The following is a 16,801-nucleotide window of genomic DNA, read 5'->3' as shown; positions in this document are numbered from 1 at the left end:
CTCATTGCTTTTTCAAAATTATTGCTTTTCAAGGGTGGTTAAAAGCGGATACTCCATTTGCTCAGCAAGCTCAGTTACCTGCATCACTTTCATCTCACCTATCTCATACGGCATGATCGCCACCACCGCACAGCCAGTTTCATGAATGGCATACATCAGCTGTATGGCACGCTCAAGTGTATGATTAAACATTTCCATCAGCACATACACCACAAAATCCATCGTTGTATAATCATCGTTATGCATGACAACCGCATACATCGGTGCTTGTGTTTTTTCCACTTTCTCAAGCAGTGCTATATCTTCTTGTTCTTGTGTATCATGTGCAGATTGCCCATGATGCAGTTGATGATTCATCTGATGAATAGGTGAAAATTTCATTATCTTAATGTCCAACATACTAACAAAACCAAGCCAAGCAAGAAAAAGCCGAGCAATCGCCCGACTTTTGATATTATTCATGACCCAATTGCTTGTTCATTCCACTTTTAGATGGTGGCAAAGAGGCATTTGTCTTCATTTTACCAACTCGCCAATTATAAAGTTGCTGTACTTTTTGCTCACCTGCAATCAGCTCCAATTTCATTTGGCGTGGCACAAAGCCATCTGGCATCACAAACCGCCCACGAATACTTGCCGCACCATCAATCTCATAGCTTGAAGGAGTCAATGGGATTTCAACCATACTCGTGCTATTAAGTAGCGTCAAGCGTGGTGTCATTCGCATTGCTTTACCAGAAACATCAATCATCGCTACATCAAAACGGTATTCAAAAGTATTATCTGGCAATGAGCTTATCTCAGACGCCGTAACTTTAAGTGCCACACCACCTTGCTCTGCCACCGATGCTTTTAACAAGGCATTGGTCTGCTCTAATTGCAAATTTTTAGTCTGTAAATACTGCTTTTCAGCACTCAGATGTTCAAAATTATTAAGGCTAATGTCTCGTTCTTTAATGATGGCATCGAGCTGTAACTGCAGTTCGGTATTTTGGGTGGCAAGTGCGCTTGCATCAGCACCCAATGCCTTATCAGCCAGCGTATCTTGGACAGAATTCACACCCTGACGATATCCAAACTGATAACCAACAAATGCCAATACAAGTGCTGTAAAGACAATCGCCACAAGGAACAATGTCAGAATCTGTGCTACTGCACCTTGTTGTTGAGCGGGAGACGATTTATCAAGAAAATGAAAATTAAGCTGTGTGATGGTTTTTGACATGGATTTAAAAAAGCAAATAAGGTTCGTTCATTATATCAAATATCAGCTCAATATTCGTGGTAATTTTACAAAAAATTGTGTAAAAATCACATCACAGTTATTTTTGATGACACGGTAATCATGGTATTTGGTATTTGTTTTTAAGGTTGCTTTCAAAATCATTTTTTATGTCAAATCTTTTTAATCTTAAAGCATTCACCAAAACACAGATAGAGCTTAGTGCCATAGCTGCTGCCGCAACAATGGGATTTAACAACCCCAACGCTGCAAAAACAATACCAAAAACATTATAAATACAAGCAAAAAATAGATTTTGCTTAATATTTTTTAAAGTGGCTTTGGCGATTTTTTGTGCATAGTAAGCATGAGCCAAACAATCACCAATCAACTCAGCAGAAGCGGCATATTTGGCAATGCTTGATGCATCACGCACCGAAAAACTCACCTGTGCTGATGCCATAGCTGGTGCATCATTCACCCCATCACCAACCATTGCCACAATGCTACCAGATTTTTTTAAGTTATTGATTTTTATTGATTTATCTCGTGGGGATAAATGACCATATGCCTGATGAATGCCCAGACCACCTGCCACATCATCAACCACACCTTGGCGGTCTCCACTCATCATAATGACACAAATGCCATCTTTTTGTAAACGATGAATCACTCGCTTGGCGTCAGATTTTGGTGTATCACTCAGTGCATAAATAGCAATCAACTTGTCATTAACCGAAACAGCAACAATGCTGGCAGTTTCCCAAATAGCCTCTGATGTACCATGTTTATCATCATCAATATGAATAGTTTTAAAACCAACTGGTTGGTTTTTTATAAAATGATTGAAATTGGTCAGACCAACAAATTTTGGTGTTCCTACCTTGACCATACCCACATCACCAACATCGCCCATCAAGCCCTCACCAATGATGGTTTTTGAACAGCTGGCAGAGTGCAAATTAAGTCCTTTGTCAAGTGCACTTTTAACAATGCTCTTGGCAAGTGGGTGAGTGGCCTGCTGTTCTAGACTTGCAACAATGGTCAAAACATCATCATAAGCAAAGCCATCTGCCAACAACACCGCACGAATGGTAGGCTTTCCCACCGTGAGCGTGCCTGTCTTATCAAAAACCATTGTATCAATACGCCCTGCCATCTCAAGACTTGATGCGTCCTTAAATCGCACACCGTGGCGTGCCGCCACACCCATTCCTGCCATGATGGCGGCAGGAGTTGCCAGCCCAAGTGCACATGGACAAGCGATGACCAAAACCGACACCGCTCGCATGAGTGCTGCATCAAATACACCAAGTATTAGCCAATTAAATACAAAGACCACAAATGCTACCAATACCACCGCAGGCACAAAAATCCCTGCAATCTTATCTGTCAATCGTGTGATGTCCGCTTTTGTACTCTGAGCTTCATTAAGTGCGGTAATCATATCGCCAAGTGCTGTCTGATTGCCTGTCGCTGTCGCTTGATACTCAAAACCACCATCAATCACAATACTGCCAGCCAACACAGTATCACCCATCATCTTAGGTAAATGCTCACTTTCGCCCGTCAAATGCGCTTCATCAACCAATCCTACACCTACTGTCAGCACACCATCTACAGCAATTCGCTCACCCACTCGTGCCAACAAAACATCGCCCACTTTCACAGACTCAACATCAATTGTTTGCCAAGTTTTGTTATTTTTGCGTGATGTGGTATTTGGTATCAGACCCATCAATAAAGAAAGACTATTTAAGCCGTCTTGCTTGGTGCGTGCTTCTAGATGTTTTCCCAGACTCACAAAGGCGATCACCATCACCGATGCTTCAAAATACACCATCTCATGAGTGCCACGCCCAACATGAAAAAGCCATACATAGGTTGAATACAGCCAAATCGCTGTCGTTCCCAGAGCAATCAAAACATCCATATTGGCAAGGCCAGCACGCAAAGACGACCAAGCACCACGATAAAAACGCCAACCAAAAACAAACTGTACAATACTTGATAGTACAAACTGCACCCAAACAGACGGCATCAACGCATGATTCTTTATCATCATGCCAAGCATACCCACCCAAAATGGCAAAGAAATCAAGCACAACACCAAAAGCTGATAGGGAATTGTTACTTTATCTGCGGGTTTTAACTCATCTACCAATACCCCTTCAAAACCAGCCTTGCTTATCCATGCCACGACATCTTGGCTGTCGGCATTCTTATGGCGAATAGTGAGCGTTTCGGTTGCAAAATTCACCTGTGCCATATCCACCAACGGATTTTTATTTAAAACTTTTTCTAGGCGATTGGCACACGCTTGGCAGGTCATGCCCATGATGGCAAACCTTTGCTCTGTCAATGTTTTACTTGTCATTTTGTCATTTTGTCATTTTGATGTATTTATCGGTATTGTTGCTTCCTAGTTATAACAGCAACCATGCACAAATATTTTTGTGCAATTTAATCTTAATCAACAAAAAAAACCAAATGACATACATTTGGTTTTTTATCAATTTAAGTTGTACTAAATCCAGCATCTTCAACCGCATTGATGATTTGGATTTTATCTAATAGTTCATCATCATAAGTAACAACAGCCTGTTCAAGCAGACGATTCACTTCCACATTTTGCACACCAGCCAGTGCGTTAAAAGCATGACGCACACTTGATTCACAGCCTTCACAGGTCATGCCATAGATTTTTAAAGTTAATGTTTCAATACTCATGATTTTCTCCTCATGTTTTAAATTTAACAAATCAAATTAACAAATGAAATTGATAGCAACCAGCACACTCAATCAAACTTAAGACAAATAGGTACAAGCAGTTTGATTGACAAAAAACACACCATGATTAAAAATTAAAGTTATGGCACGACAGGCACAACATTTAGCCCTGATTTTTCGTCCAGTCCAAACATAATATTCATGTTTTGTACTGCCTGTCCTACTGCACCCTTGACCAAGTTATCCTGCACCACAAGCACAGTCAAAGTTTCTTTATCTTGATGCAAGCCAATTCTTAAAAAGTTGGATGCCCGAGTATGCTTAGTCTGTGGCAACAGACCTTTTGGTAATACATCAATAAAATACTCATCTTGAAAGCGATTTTCAAACACCGATTGCCAATCTACGCTTTGACCTGCATCTGTCAGTGTCAAATGAATCGTACTAAACATACCACGAATCATCGGCACAAGATGTGGCACAAAACGAATTTTTTGCGTAAATTTTGACCCCAAAACACCATGCACCCCCTGCTCAATCTCAGGCAAATGACGATGCCCCGACACACCATAGGCACTAAAGTTATCCAAAATTTCACTAAAAATCAAATCCAATTTCGCACCACGCCCCGCTCCAGAAATGCCTGATTTGGCATCAATAATAATACGCTCTTCAATCAACATCTGATTTTGACGATTTTGCTCATCGATGATTGCAGACAAGCCCAAAATGGCAGTAGTTGGATAACAACCAGGATTGCCCACCACTTGAGCAGACTTAATTTTCTGACGGTTAATCTCTGGCAGGCCATAAACTGAATCCACCAAAATGTCTGCACATTCATGCGTCATGCCATACCACTCTTTAAAGGCATCTAAATCCTGTAAGCGAAAATCCGCTGCCAAATCAATGATTTTTACACCCTTAATGAGCAAAAATTCAGCCGCTCTCATGGCGACACCATGCGGCGTGGCAAAAAACACCACATCACATTGTGCCAACTTGTCATCATCAGCATCACTAAACTGCACATCAGATACGCCACGCAATGATGGAAAAATCTCACTAACCTCTCTACCAGCCTCAGTGCGAGAAGTCAACATGACAATCTGTACATTTGGATGGTTTGACAGCAAACGAATCAGTTCCACACCCGTATAGCCTGTGCCACCTACGATACCAACTTTAATTTTTGTTGCATTTTTCGACATACTCACCCCGCCAATTGATTGAAATTAATTGCTTAGCAATTCACCAGTGCAACCGATGTAAAAGATTAAAAAACAGCTTTAATACAATTCAATTTAATACATTCAAACATTCTTAAATATATTATATAAAGTTTCTTAAATATAAAATACAGTTTTAAATCTTAATATAACAAATTCACATTTTTTATGCCAAACTTTTTACGATTTTGATGAAAATTTTGCCATTTTTAGCAAACTTTATGACAAGTTGAGAAATTTTTTGCAAGTTTTTAAGATTTTACTTGATAAAATTTGATTTTAAGTTAAGCTATATCTTTTATATTTATTCATAATATTAAATCATTCATCATGTCAAATTCCGATAACATTGATTTTATCCCAGATTACGAAAAAATCGCCAGTCATTATGTCAATATCATAGAAAGTAGCGGTGAGGATTTAAACCGTGAAGGCCTGCTAGATACGCCAATGCGTGCTGCCAAAGCATTTAGCTATCTAACTCGTGGCTATCATCAGTCGCTTGATGTAGTGGCAAATGATGCAATTTTTCCATCAGACAATCCTGAACTGGTGCTGGTGCAGAACATAGAATTTTATTCACTATGTGAGCATCACCTATTGCCTTTTTACGGCGTAGCACATGTCGGTTATCTGCCAAATGGCAAAGTACTGGGACTGTCCAAAGTTGCACGCATTGTTGACATGTATGCCCGTCGCCTACAAATTCAAGAAAACTTAACCAAGCAAATCGCCACCGCCATTGAGAGTCTAACAGATTGTCATGGCGTTGCAGTTGTCATGGATGCAAGCCATATGTGCATGATGATGCGTGGTGTCAGCAAGCAACAATCCACCACTCGCACAGTCAGTATGTTGGGCGATTTTAACACAAACCAACAGGCAAGAAGTGAATTTTTAAACGCCATTCCAAAACGACAACCTGCATTTGGTTAAACTACATCTTTATGCCAGTGATATTAATCATGCTTAAAGTCGCCCAATTTGTCTTAAAGCCCATACCATCAGGTATAGGCTTTATTTTAGAGTTAAAAATCTAAAAAAATCCAATAAGTTTTGATAAATCAAACAGTTATTCATATAAAATTTATGTCAAGCCTTGAAAATTATCAAAAAAATGCTATAATGACCGCAACTGGGGTGTTCGCCAGCAAAGCGTATTCCTGAGCCGATAATTTTATCCTAGGAACGCACTCCTACTATTTTGTTGTGCAGGCCTGCATCTTGTGATGTATCAGGAAGCCGTAATAAATAGTGGTGCGTTCCGCCTTGAACCTTACGGTTCATGGTTACCCCTTTGTAGCGGCACCTTGGTTTTTTATTTTTGTCATTTGATATAAAGTTAAATGCAAAAATACTTTTGAGATATTTAAATAAAAGTTAAATAAAAAAGTTAAAAAAATTGTTGACAAGTAAAAATTAGCTGTTATAATACGCCTCATATTAAACGACTTGCTAGATATTCCCCAATAGCTCAGTCGGTAGAGCATCGGACTGTTAATCCGTGTGTCCCTGGTTCGAGCCCAGGTTGGGGAGCCATATTAAGCTAGAAATAGCAATCAAAAACCTTTCTCAATGTACTGAGAAGGGTTTTTGATCATGTTTGTTAGCCATACCTGCTCATAGCAGTTATCCATCACCAAGATTTGGTGTTTATCATGATTATTTAAGCTTGTTGCTTAGTCATTTAAGCATATTTTAAAGCTCAGCACCCTATCTTTTTTTAATACCATTTTTATGTCTTATGGTAATAAGACCATTTTACCCCTCTTGAAAATCCCAACCCAAATCCTTATTATAGTCGCATCGTTCATTCAAACACATAACACAAGACTTATTTACTCAAAAAAAAGGAAACATTCTTGACCATCTCTCGCACGATTATCCTAGAATTAGATGCCAATACCCTAAGAAATCTGGCTGGTGAATACAACAAACACCTAAAATATCTCCAAGAACGCCTAGACATTCAGATTGTTCAACGCCAAAATTCATTCATATTAACAGGCGATTTAACTGCTGTGGAGCGTGGTGAGTTTATCATCAATAAGTTGGCTGAAATTGCAGATGACAATATTGACAGCGAAGAACTGCATCTCATCATTCAATCTAGCCTGTCTTATGACAATAATAAAGATTATGAGATGAATGAACCTAACAAAAACAAATCGTACGCCGATATCAGCTTACGCACCCGTAAAGGTAAAATTACACCTCGTGGCTATAATCAACAAGAATATGTCAAAAAAATTCTTGTCTCTGATGTGTCATTTGGTGTGGGTCCTGCTGGCACAGGTAAGACTTATTTAGCGGTGGCGTGTGCTGTTGACATGTTGGAGCGTGGTGAGATTGAGCGTATTTTACTTGTGCGTCCTGCGGTGGAAGCTGGCGAGAAGTTAGGCTTTTTGCCAGGGGACTTGAGTCAAAAAATCGACCCTTATCTACGGCCTTTATATGATGCATTGTATGAGATGCTTGGTTTTGAAAAAGTAGGCAAATTAATTGAGCGTCAAGTCATCGAAGTTGCACCACTTGCCTATATGCGTGGACGCACACTCAACAACAGTTTTGTTATTTTAGATGAGGCACAAAACACCACACCAGAACAAATGAAAATGTTCCTAACTCGCTTAGGCTTTGGTTCTCGTGCAGTTATTACGGGGGATATGACACAGGTAGACCTACCTCGTGGGCATAAATCTGGCTTATCACAAGCACTTCACATTTTATCAAAAATTGATGAAATCCATATTACCTATTTTGACAGCAAAGATGTGGTGCGTCATCATTTGGTGCAAAAAATTGTTCAAGCTTATGATCATTTTGATGAAGAACAAGAAAAAATAAAATCTGCACGCAAAGCCGCCCACATCATTGAAAAAGCTGACAAAAACCAAAAAGAAGTAGGAAGTGGCAATGCCTGATGCAACAGAAGTTTTTATTAGCCATCATGACGACATAGACAGTAGCCAATACGATACGCAGTATTTAACCAAAGTCATCGGCCATGTCATGACTGTCATGAGCAATAAAATGTATGACGGACTAAAATTTGCCTATTTTAATAACGCATCAGACTATTGGCATAAGCCAAAAATGGTGGATATTTATATCACAAATGATATTGAGGGCAGACAGTTGAATCTAGACGCTCGTGGCAAAGATTATGCTACCAATATTTTATCTTATCCAAGTGCTTTATCATCTGACATCATGGAAGTGATGGGAGAAGTGCCTTTGGGCGAACTCATTATTTGCCATGATGTTTTGGTGCGTGAAGCCAAAGAACAAAATAAACCTTTTATCAATCACTTAACACATTTACTCGTGCATGGCTTGTTACACTTGCTAGGTTTTGATCATGAGATCAGCGATAAAGACGCTGTTGAGATGGAGAATTTTGAAATTGAAATTTTACGAGAATTAGGTATTGATGATCCTTACTCCTAATTTTCTTACAATTTTTATGGTCAAAAAAATAAAACAGCCTAATAAAGACTGTTTTATTGCCAACAAAACCATTTAATTATAAATCATTCAAAATTAAGTGCAATTTCTCATTTGGGTTATTCGCACCCGTGATGGAACGCCCAATCACCAAATAATCTGAGCCATTAGCCAGTGCATCTTTTGGGGTGCATATCCTGTGCTGATCATCAGCACTGTCTGTTGCCAAACGAATGCCTGGCGTGATGAGTTTAAATTCTTGCCCTAGCACTTGTTTTAACATTTGTGCCTCTTGAGCAGAACATACCACACCATCAAGCCCTGAATTTTTGGTTAAGGTTGCCAATTTAAGTACATGATCCTTAGCAGTACTAAAAATACCAAGCTCTATCAAATCACTGTCTGACATTGAAGTTAGTACCGTTACCGCAATAAGCATGGTATTATAATAGCCACCTGCTTGTAGACGAGATTTGGCAAGCATCATCGCCTTTGAACCAGCAGAGGCATGCAAATTTACCATCCATACGCCCATGTCTGCTGCCGATAATACCGCTTGGGCAGTTGTATTTGGAATGTCATGGAATTTTAAATCCAAAAATACTTCAAAGCCACGCTGGTGAAACTCTTGTACCACCTTTGGGCCACAAATAGTAAACAGCTCCTTCCCTACTTTTAAGCGACAAAGCTTTGGGTCTAAACCATCAGCAAGAGTCAAAGCACCATTTAGATCATGCTTATCCACCGCCACTATAATTGGAGAACTGACCATCACATTTCCTTAATAATGCTCTATAATTTATAGATTGGGAGGATTATTGATTGATGAGGCACCTTCAGTCGCCACTATTTCAGCAGAATGCACTTCGGCTTGCTTAGCGAGTTTGATGTTTGCTTCAGTAAGCTGAGTTTGAGTTAGTTTAAGTTCTTTCGTCAGGCGGCTGATTTCCCATTTATTTTGCAACACACGAAATACCAAAAGTGCAAGTAACATTCCTAGCACAATGCCCAAAATGATAGTAATCACAAGCAACAGACCAAGATTCATGGTTGGTACATTTGAGAACATCAAATTCACCGCAACCTCGCTATTGTTTAATAGCACCAAGCCTATCGCATAGGCACATACAGCCACCAATAATACAACCAAAACAATATGCATATCTTTTCTCTTTTTTGGTTAAATAATCAAGATTTGACAATAAAAAAATAATAAGAAAAATGACTAATCATTAGCCTCATTTACCATTTCTCTTAGCATCTTACCAGGCTTAAAATATGGCACAGCCTTAGCTTTAACAGCAACTGACTCACCTGTGCGTGGATTGCGGGCATTGCGGGCATTGCGATGGTGTAGACAAAAACTACCAAAGCCTCGCACTTCCACACGCCCATCATGCGATAAACAATCCACCATTAAGTTGATGATTTCACGCACTGCCTCATCAACAACAGGCTCCTCAACACCATCACATACCGATGCCAAATTAGAAATAAGGTCAGACCTGTTAATTACTTGCTGTGCTGGTTGCATATACCCACCTTGAATGGTTCAAAAAATGACAACAATGTCTTTAAATCCTTGGATTTAACCAAAATTCAATCTTTGTATAAGTTTTTTTTCTTCAAATATTATATCTAAAATAGAAATATAATAATAACGGAAAAATCACTAAATGTGAATAAATTTTTGTGAATTTTCATCAATCTAGCAAACATTCTATCATATTTTTAAAATATTTTGCAATTGGCGTGCCAACCATATGTCATGTACAAACCTCTTTTTAGATACACATAAAAAAAGAGCGGTAAAAACCGCTCTTTTTTTATCACCAAGTAGAAATCAACCTTTTAGCTGGTCGGCAAAAATATCGCCCAGTGTTTTTGGTTGATTGTCTGATGCAGCATTAGAAAGCTCTTTGATGGCTTGACGCTCATCAGCTTCATCTTTAGCTTTGACAGATAAAGTAATGCCACGAGATTTGCGATCAACACGAACAATCTTCGCTTCAACTTCATCACCAACATTCAAAGCTTTTGACGCATCCTCAATACGCTCACGAGAGATATCAGCAGCGGCCAAGTAACCTTCAACTTCGTCAGCCAGTGTAATCACCGCACCCTTGGCATCAACTTCTTTTACCAAGCCTTTTACGATGGCACCACGGTCATTGGCCAATAGATACTCATTAAATGGGTCAGAATTAAGCTGTTTGATACCCAAACTAATACGGTTGGCATCTGCATCTACTTGCAGAACAACTGCTTCTACAGTATCGCCTTTGCTATAGTTGCGGATAGCTTCTTCACCAGACTCAGTCCAAGAGATGTCCGATAGGTGAACCAAGCCATCGATACCACCTTCTAGACCAATGAACAGGCCAAAGTCAGTGATTGATTTGATGGTACCAGAAATCTTATCGCCCTTAGCATGGTTTTTGTCAAATTCAGCCCATGGGTTTGGCATGGTTTGTTTGATGCCCAAGCTGATACGACGACGCTCGCCATCAATTTCAAGAACCATGACATCAACTTCGTCACCAACTTGAACAACTTTTGATGGATGGATATTTTTGTTGGTATGATCCATTTCAGAAACATGCACCAAGCCCTCAATGCCTTCAGCGATTTCAGCAAAGCAACCATAATCAGTTAGGTTGGTTACACGAGCCTTAGTGATGGTACCAACTGGGTAAGTTTTTTCAACCTCGCCCCATGGATCAGAGCCAAGCTGCTTTAAGCCCAAGCTAACACGGTTACGCTCACGGTCAAATTTCAATACCTTAACTTTAAGATCTTGACCAACTTCTACCGCCTCTGATGGATGCTTGATACGCTTCCAAGCCATATCAGTAATGTGCAGAAGACCATCAATACCACCTAGGTCAACAAATGCACCGTAGTCGGTTAGATTTTTAACAATACCATTGACTTCCATACCTTCTTCTAGCTTGGCAAGCAGTTCATCACGCTCAGCACTGTTTTCAGCTTCCATCACTGCACGGCGAGATACTACAATGTTATTGCGTTGTTTATCAATCTTGATAACCTTAAATTCTAGCTCTTTACCTTCTAGATGAGTAGTTTCACGCACTGGACGAACATCCACCAACGAACCTGGCAAGAATGCACGCACAGAACCGATTTCAACGGTAAAGCCACCTTTAACCTTAGAAGAAATAAGACCAGTAACAATTTCGTCATTTTCATGAAGCTGTTCAAGTGCACGCCAGCTTTCCTCACGCTTTGCTTTTTCACGAGAAAGCACGGTTTCGCCCATACCGTTGTCAACTTTTTCAACAACAACATCAACTTTATCACCGATAGCAACTTCCAATTCACCAGCTTCGTTCAAAAATTCTGAACGAGCGATAAAGCCTTCTGATTTAAGGCCAGTATCAACAGTGATACGCTCGTTGTCAATAGCAACAACAGTACCAGAAATCACAGCACCAATTTCAACCTTGATTTCGTTGGCGTTGCTTTGTTCAAACAGTTCAGCAAATGATAAACTCATTAGTAATACCTTAAAATTAGCCGTAGCCTGTCCAGCTCAGTACGGTTCTGGTGATATGCGTCATTAAGAGATACTGGTTTTTAGCTTAATAACAGCACAAAAATAATAAACCTAGCAATTATATCACAGTCTTGACAAGATAGATAGCATTTTGTATGCAACGAGCAAGCATCAAGATAGCTTGGCCTTGATAAATGACAAAATTTCATCAAAAACTTCATCCGCCGACTTGTTTGAGCTGTCTATGACATAAGCATCTAATGCAGGGCGACTGGGGGCGGCCACACGGTTTTCGTCTCGCTCATCTCTGGCCACAATATCTGCTAAAATGGCTTCATAATCCGCCACTTTGCCTAAATTTTGTAATTGCATCACACGCCTATTTGCTCGTGTCTGAGCACTTGCGGTTAAAAATACCTTGGCGGACGCGTCAGGAAATACCACCGTCCCCATGTCTCGACCGTCTGCCACCAGACCCGCCTTCTCTTTTGCAATATTTTTTTGTAAATCAAGCAAAGCAGTGCGAACTTTTGGAAAAACAGCCACTTGGGACGCATACCCTCCCACCACCTCATTGCGAATATCTTGTTGCAATAATTGGTTGTCCACTAAAATTTCAACCGTTTTAGCAGTTGGGTTTGGAAGAAATGATAATTTCAAAGATTTGGTGAATGTCGCCAACTTATCTTCTAGTGTTTCATCAGTTTCATCGGTCTTATTCAACAGACCCTCTTGATGAGCCAGCAGGCCAACAATGCGGTATAAAGCTCCGCTATCAAGCAGCTCAAAGCCAAAATACTCAGCAAGGCGATATGCCACCGTCCCTTTGCCAGCCCCAGACGGTCCGTCAATCGTGATGATGATTGGATTTGTCATGACTTTGTACTCATTATTTACTCGCTGTTTGATTTTTTAGTTATTTGTTGCTTGATTTGGCGTTTTTCCTGTCGCTTTTTTTTAAAAAACTCGCTTAAAACTCGCCCGCTTTCATACGCCAAAAGCCCACCTTGAACACTGATTTTATGATTATAAAAAGTCTGATTTGGCAAATCAAGCTGACTGGTTATCACGCCAGCTTTTGGCTCATAAGCACCAAAAACCACACGACTGACACGGCTATGAATAATCGCCCCAAAACACATGGTGCAAGGTTCAAGTGTAACATACAATGTACTTTTGGCAGGTAGGCGATAATTGTTAATTGCTCGGCAAGCCTGACGAATGGCAACTATCTCAGCATGATGTGTCGCATCGTTTGTACCAATGGGGCAATTAAAACCCTCACCTAGAATCTTTCCCTCATGCACCACCACTGCCCCCACTGGAATTTCATCTTGACTTACTCCATGTCTAGCAAGCTGTAATGCTTTATTCATCATAGCGACATCAAACAGCGACCAAAATGTCAGCGTGGCAAAATCCATCATTTTACCACCTCTTAATAAGACAAACCATTAGCTTCATCATCGTGGCAATAGCCAATCAATAGGCGTCTTGCCATGTCTAGCTAAGTATGTGTTAGTCTGCGAAAAAGGGCGAGAGCCAAAAAACCCACCACGATTTGCCGACAATGGCGATGGGTGTGTTGCAGTCAGGATTAAGTGGCGAGATGCATCAATAAACCGCCCTTTTTTCTTAGCATAACTACCCCATAATATAAAAACCGTCTTGTCGGTTTGTTTATTGATGACATCAATCACCGCATCAGTAAACCCTTCCCAGCCACGGTTTTGATGGCTGCCTGCCTGCCCACTTTCTACTGTCAAAGTTGCATTAAGCAATAAGACGCCTTGATTTGCCCAATGTGTCAAATCTCCATGTACCGAGATAGGCACACCCAAATCAGTAGCAAGTTCACTTAAGATATTTTGTAGGCTTGGTGGTTTTGGAATGATTTTTGGCACAGAAAATGACAATCCCATCGCTTGTCCTGCACCATGATAAGGATCTTGTCCTAGTATCACAACCTTGACAGCAGACAAAGGCGTGGTATTTAAAGCATTAAAAATCTTATCCTTAGGTGGGTAAATTGTCTTGCCCTGAGCATATTCATGGCGTAAAAATTCACGCAATTTTGCCATATTCTCACTCACCAATTCGTGAGCAAGTGCTGTTTTCCAGTCATTTGGCAATTGCACTTTTTGTAAGATGGCCAATTGCTCAGGGGTAAAATCATTCATCATAATAAAAATAGCTAATCGTGTAAAAATAATTTAAAAAATTAAAAATTAAGAATTTTTTGTTGTTTTATCAAGCTGGCTTGGATTTGCTTTCACCACCACTGTCTTGGCAAGGCGGTCATGCCAACCTTGTTTTTTAGAATGACCACTTGCCATGAAGTAGTTTATCCCAACCAGTACAAATGCTAAGTTAAATGGCAAAGCAGAGACCGCCCAATAAATCACCACCAACAACAATGTACGCACCCCTACAAGCGACATGAACGATGGCAGCTTGCCTGTTTTTTCATCAACGACACGAATGCCCATAACCAACTTACCAAAGGACTGACCACGCATCACAATCAAAAGCAGCTGAATGAGCACAAAGCCGCCCAAAAGCATCAAGGTCATCGTTATCACTTGGCTTGGTAGCTGCTCCGCCAGTGTCTGTGCGTACGCCATGCGAGCTTCAAAGGTGCCTGTGGTCATTTTTTGTTGGTCGGGATTGAGTTTCATCAGCCCCGAAACAAAAGGCATGAACGCCACAATGAACAAAGTCATGTTAATCGCCAACGCCAAAAAACGACTGCCCACAGACGCATACTCTACCCCTGCCGAATGCACAGGCTTTGTCAAAGATGGCGTGGCGATGGGTTTTAGCACCTTATCAGCCTCAGGCTTACGCCCATACAGCTCCGCCACGCTCACTCGCTTTTGCTCATCGGATTGCTTGCCAGCTTGAAAATCCACATTATCGCCAAAGCCACGCTGCTCATTGTGAGCATGGTTTTGCGTGTGGCTTTGTACATGACTGTTTTGTACCGCATTGCCCTGTGGCACGGCAGGCTGATAGTAGGCTTGACCACCCGTCATCTCGCCAATTTTCTGCCAATTTGCCATGCCAGAATGCCACATCAAATCATCAAGCAGCACCTCGCCTGAGGCGAGCATGACATTGAGTTCATGAAGATTATAAGGTCCTGCTTGGACATTGTTTCTTGCCAGATAGATTTTCATCATCGCATACTTTTTTAAGTGTTAAAAATCCGATTATTGTAACCAAAAGATGATGACAATACAAGCTGGGTTTTGTAAGCTGTGTTGTCAGCCTATCGCCGCCTAGACTTTATTTTTAGGCAGGCAAACACCGCCACATGCACCACCGCCAACGCCGCAGAATACAGACAAAGCCGTGCATAATCATCGCTGTTCTTTGGCACAATCCACAAGCTCGTCAGCAAAGAACCTGCCGCATCGCCTGCCAAAAATGCCGTCTGCGTCAAGCCCAGTGTTGTCGCCAAGACCGCCTTATCAAAAAGCTCGTATTCTAGCACTTCCTCAAAAGACACCGCCAAGCCCGAAAAAGCACTTCTTGCCAATACCGCCAACACCAACAGCCAAAGCCCAAGCTCAAAATACAGCCCTATCGCCATCAGCAAAAACGAGCTAACATAACCTGCCATCGCCACAAAATAACCCACAAAAGGCGTGTTTTTTACCCAATAATGATGCTTTAATAGCCAAGCATTTACCACGATGGTCATGAGCGTTGTCAAAAGAAAAATAAAGACAGACTTGGACTCAGGCACGCCATAATCCACAAACATCAAAATCAAATAAGGCTTAAACAGCCCAACATACACCCCCATCACAAAGTTTGCCAGCACAAACAAGCCCACAAACACTGTCCATGTTTATTTTACCGTCTGCATTGCCGAACTGGATTTGTTGCTGGGCGTATTGCTATTGGCATTTGTACTGGGATTGGAAGTGGAATTGGAATTAAAAGTAGGGCTGGGATTTAGATTATGCCGAGCAAAAAACGCCGCCACCAGTACCAGCAACCCTGCCAACAACAGCAGCCAAAAATACACCGAACCAAACAAAAACACCGCCACAGATACAAGGGCGGTGCCAATCAGCGTACTGGCATTACCTAATATTGAATTGATGGCGGTCAGCTGCGTGGTATTGTTATCATCGCTTTGTGAAATGTGAAATATCCAAGCACGCTTGGCAAGCAGTGCCGTAGAAGCTCCAACGCCTGCCATGATGGCGGTCATGATGGCAATCATCGGACTGGTAAATACTCGCATGGACAAGGCGAACGCATACAGCAGCAGCCCAAACATCAACGCCTTAGCAAAGCCAATCCTATCTACAAATAAGCCATAAGCAAAAGAAAACGCCCCTGTAACCGCCATGACTGAATATGCCATGCCATAAGCAACCAACGCATTTTCATGCTTAAAATACAGCGGCATGGCTGCCAGCGACACCGCCATGCCCATCTGGAAAAACAAGGTAAAAAAAGCATACCATTTTAAACTGGCATGAGATGAGAAAATTGCGTTAATCATCAAAAAACCTCGATTCACTTTAAAAAGGAAGTTATTATGCAATTGGTAATTCAAGCCCCAAAAGCACAAAAAGTTGATCACGATTTGCTTTACAATCAACCCTAGTTTTTAATTATTTATTCTGTGCAAGAAGT

General features: G+C 40.9%; 18 protein-coding genes, 1 tRNA gene and 1 other RNA gene. 5 read left to right on the top strand and 15 right to left on the bottom strand.

The window, feature by feature from the left end; genetic code table 11:
• Positions 1-18: 18 nt before the first annotated feature.
• The 5 genes from U9670_RS02945 to argC form a co-directional block, all read right to left on the bottom strand.
• The gene (locus U9670_RS02945; RefSeq protein WP_323841308.1) at positions 19-462 is read right to left on the bottom strand and encodes an ATP-dependent Clp protease adaptor ClpS; all 444 of its coding nucleotides are present in this window, start codon (positions 460-462) and stop codon (positions 19-21) included.
• Entirely contained in the window at positions 455-1,225 is a 771-nt protein-coding gene (locus tag U9670_RS02940) for a hypothetical protein (protein ID WP_323841307.1), read from the bottom strand. The genes U9670_RS02945 and U9670_RS02940 overlap by 8 nt, the downstream gene beginning before the upstream one ends.
• Positions 1,226-1,343: 118 nt before the next feature.
• The gene (locus tag U9670_RS02935) at positions 1,344-3,599 is read right to left on the bottom strand and encodes a heavy metal translocating P-type ATPase (protein ID WP_323841306.1); all 2,256 of its coding nucleotides are present in this window, start codon (positions 3,597-3,599) and stop codon (positions 1,344-1,346) included.
• A gap of 140 nt (positions 3,600-3,739) precedes the next feature.
• A complete protein-coding gene (locus tag U9670_RS02930) occupies positions 3,740-3,952 on the bottom strand; it encodes a heavy-metal-associated domain-containing protein (protein WP_323841305.1) in 213 nt (70 codons plus the stop codon).
• 140 nt (positions 3,953-4,092) lie between these two features.
• Positions 4,093-5,163 (bottom strand): N-acetyl-gamma-glutamyl-phosphate reductase, encoded by a 1,071-nt coding sequence (argC, locus tag U9670_RS02925; RefSeq protein WP_323841304.1) that lies wholly within the window; start codon positions 5,161-5,163, stop codon positions 4,093-4,095.
• 348 nt (positions 5,164-5,511) lie between these two features.
• Between argC and folE the strand changes: the two genes are divergently transcribed.
• The 5 genes from folE (at position 5,512) to ybeY (ending at position 8,631) form a co-directional block, all read left to right on the top strand.
• Entirely contained in the window at positions 5,512-6,117 is a 606-nt protein-coding gene (gene folE, locus U9670_RS02920; RefSeq protein WP_323841303.1) for a GTP cyclohydrolase I FolE, read from the top strand.
• A gap of 193 nt (positions 6,118-6,310) precedes the next feature.
• Positions 6,311-6,502: non-coding RNA, 6S RNA (ssrS, locus tag U9670_RS02915), on the top strand.
• Positions 6,503-6,644: 142 nt separating this feature from the next.
• A tRNA-Asn gene (locus U9670_RS02910) sits at positions 6,645-6,720 on the top strand.
• 323 nt (positions 6,721-7,043) lie between these two features.
• A complete protein-coding gene (locus U9670_RS02905; protein WP_323841302.1) occupies positions 7,044-8,105 on the top strand; it encodes a PhoH family protein in 1,062 nt (353 codons plus the stop codon).
• The gene (gene ybeY / locus U9670_RS02900) at positions 8,098-8,631 is read left to right on the top strand and encodes an rRNA maturation RNase YbeY (protein WP_323841301.1); all 534 of its coding nucleotides are present in this window, start codon (positions 8,098-8,100) and stop codon (positions 8,629-8,631) included. The genes U9670_RS02905 and ybeY overlap by 8 nt, the downstream gene beginning before the upstream one ends.
• A 76-nt stretch (positions 8,632-8,707) precedes the next feature.
• Here the strand turns inward: ybeY and pyrF are convergent, their stop codons facing one another.
• The 10 genes from pyrF to U9670_RS02850 all read right to left on the bottom strand — a co-directional run bounded on the left by pyrF (position 8,708) and on the right by U9670_RS02850 (position 16,667).
• Positions 8,708-9,400, bottom strand: a complete 693-nt coding sequence (pyrF, locus tag U9670_RS02895) for an orotidine-5'-phosphate decarboxylase (protein ID WP_323841300.1) — start codon at positions 9,398-9,400, stop codon at positions 8,708-8,710.
• Positions 9,401-9,427: 27 nt separating this feature from the next.
• Complete coding sequence (locus U9670_RS02890; protein ID WP_323841299.1) at positions 9,428-9,790, bottom strand: LapA family protein; 363 nt, start codon at positions 9,788-9,790, stop codon at positions 9,428-9,430.
• Between the two features lie 63 nt (positions 9,791-9,853).
• Positions 9,854-10,162 (bottom strand): HU family DNA-binding protein, encoded by a 309-nt coding sequence (locus tag U9670_RS02885; RefSeq protein WP_323841298.1) that lies wholly within the window; start codon positions 10,160-10,162, stop codon positions 9,854-9,856.
• A 309-nt stretch (positions 10,163-10,471) separates the two neighbouring features.
• Positions 10,472-12,145 (bottom strand): 30S ribosomal protein S1, encoded by a 1,674-nt coding sequence (gene rpsA, locus U9670_RS02880; protein WP_323841297.1) that lies wholly within the window; start codon positions 12,143-12,145, stop codon positions 10,472-10,474.
• 171 nt (positions 12,146-12,316) lie between these two features.
• Positions 12,317-13,021, bottom strand: a complete 705-nt coding sequence (gene cmk, locus U9670_RS02875) for a (d)CMP kinase (protein WP_323841296.1) — start codon at positions 13,019-13,021, stop codon at positions 12,317-12,319.
• 17 nt (positions 13,022-13,038) lie between these two features.
• Positions 13,039-13,572 (bottom strand): tRNA adenosine(34) deaminase TadA, encoded by a 534-nt coding sequence (gene tadA / locus U9670_RS02870; RefSeq protein ID WP_323841295.1) that lies wholly within the window; start codon positions 13,570-13,572, stop codon positions 13,039-13,041.
• A 36-nt stretch (positions 13,573-13,608) separates the two neighbouring features.
• Positions 13,609-14,325 carry a uracil-DNA glycosylase gene (gene ung, locus U9670_RS02865; protein WP_323841294.1) on the bottom strand — a complete coding sequence of 239 codons (717 nt, stop codon included), beginning with the start codon at positions 14,323-14,325 and terminating at the stop codon, positions 13,609-13,611.
• 48 nt (positions 14,326-14,373) lie between these two features.
• A complete protein-coding gene (locus U9670_RS02860) occupies positions 14,374-15,327 on the bottom strand; it encodes an RDD family protein (RefSeq protein WP_323841293.1) in 954 nt (317 codons plus the stop codon).
• 89 nt (positions 15,328-15,416) lie between these two features.
• Complete coding sequence (locus U9670_RS02855) at positions 15,417-15,986, bottom strand: hypothetical protein (protein ID WP_323841292.1); 570 nt, start codon at positions 15,984-15,986, stop codon at positions 15,417-15,419.
• A gap of 15 nt (positions 15,987-16,001) precedes the next feature.
• Positions 16,002-16,667, bottom strand: coding sequence for an MFS transporter (locus U9670_RS02850; protein WP_323841291.1), 666 nt, complete (start codon positions 16,665-16,667; stop codon positions 16,002-16,004).
• Positions 16,668-16,801 lie beyond the last annotated feature (134 nt).

Origin of the sequence: Moraxella tarda (assembly GCF_035181405.1) — a bacterium.
In the GTDB taxonomy this organism is placed as follows: Bacteria; Pseudomonadota; Gammaproteobacteria; order Pseudomonadales; family Moraxellaceae; genus Moraxella.
The sequence above is the reverse complement of the archived record's forward strand: the minus strand, read 5'-3'. Positions and strand labels throughout refer to the sequence as shown.

Excerpts from the sequence above, each read along its gene's own strand:
- U9670_RS02945 (WP_323841308.1), bottom strand. The coding sequence starts at position 462 with ATGAATAATATCAAAAGTCGGGCGATTGCTCGGCTTTTTCTTGCTTGG.
- U9670_RS02940 (WP_323841307.1), bottom strand. The coding sequence starts at position 1,225 with ATGTCAAAAACCATCACACAGCTTAATTTTCATTTTCTTGATAAATCG.
- U9670_RS02935 (WP_323841306.1), bottom strand. The coding sequence starts at position 3,599 with ATGACAAGTAAAACATTGACAGAGCAAAGGTTTGCCATCATGGGCATG.
- U9670_RS02930 (WP_323841305.1), bottom strand. The coding sequence starts at position 3,952 with ATGAGTATTGAAACATTAACTTTAAAAATCTATGGCATGACCTGTGAA.
- argC (WP_323841304.1), bottom strand. The coding sequence starts at position 5,163 with ATGTCGAAAAATGCAACAAAAATTAAAGTTGGTATCGTAGGTGGCACA.
- folE (WP_323841303.1), top strand. The coding sequence starts at position 5,512 with ATGTCAAATTCCGATAACATTGATTTTATCCCAGATTACGAAAAAATC.
- ybeY (WP_323841301.1), top strand. The coding sequence starts at position 8,098 with ATGCCTGATGCAACAGAAGTTTTTATTAGCCATCATGACGACATAGAC.
- pyrF (WP_323841300.1), bottom strand. The coding sequence starts at position 9,400 with ATGGTCAGTTCTCCAATTATAGTGGCGGTGGATAAGCATGATCTAAAT.
- U9670_RS02890 (WP_323841299.1), bottom strand. The coding sequence starts at position 9,790 with ATGCATATTGTTTTGGTTGTATTATTGGTGGCTGTATGTGCCTATGCG.
- U9670_RS02885 (WP_323841298.1), bottom strand. The coding sequence starts at position 10,162 with ATGCAACCAGCACAGCAAGTAATTAACAGGTCTGACCTTATTTCTAAT.
- rpsA (WP_323841297.1), bottom strand. The coding sequence starts at position 12,145 with ATGAGTTTATCATTTGCTGAACTGTTTGAACAAAGCAACGCCAACGAA.
- cmk (WP_323841296.1), bottom strand. The coding sequence starts at position 13,021 with ATGACAAATCCAATCATCATCACGATTGACGGACCGTCTGGGGCTGGC.
- tadA (WP_323841295.1), bottom strand. The coding sequence starts at position 13,572 with ATGATGGATTTTGCCACGCTGACATTTTGGTCGCTGTTTGATGTCGCT.
- ung (WP_323841294.1), bottom strand. The coding sequence starts at position 14,325 with ATGAATGATTTTACCCCTGAGCAATTGGCCATCTTACAAAAAGTGCAA.
- U9670_RS02860 (WP_323841293.1), bottom strand. The coding sequence starts at position 15,327 with ATGATGAAAATCTATCTGGCAAGAAACAATGTCCAAGCAGGACCTTAT.
- U9670_RS02850 (WP_323841291.1), bottom strand. The coding sequence starts at position 16,667 with ATGATTAACGCAATTTTCTCATCTCATGCCAGTTTAAAATGGTATGCT.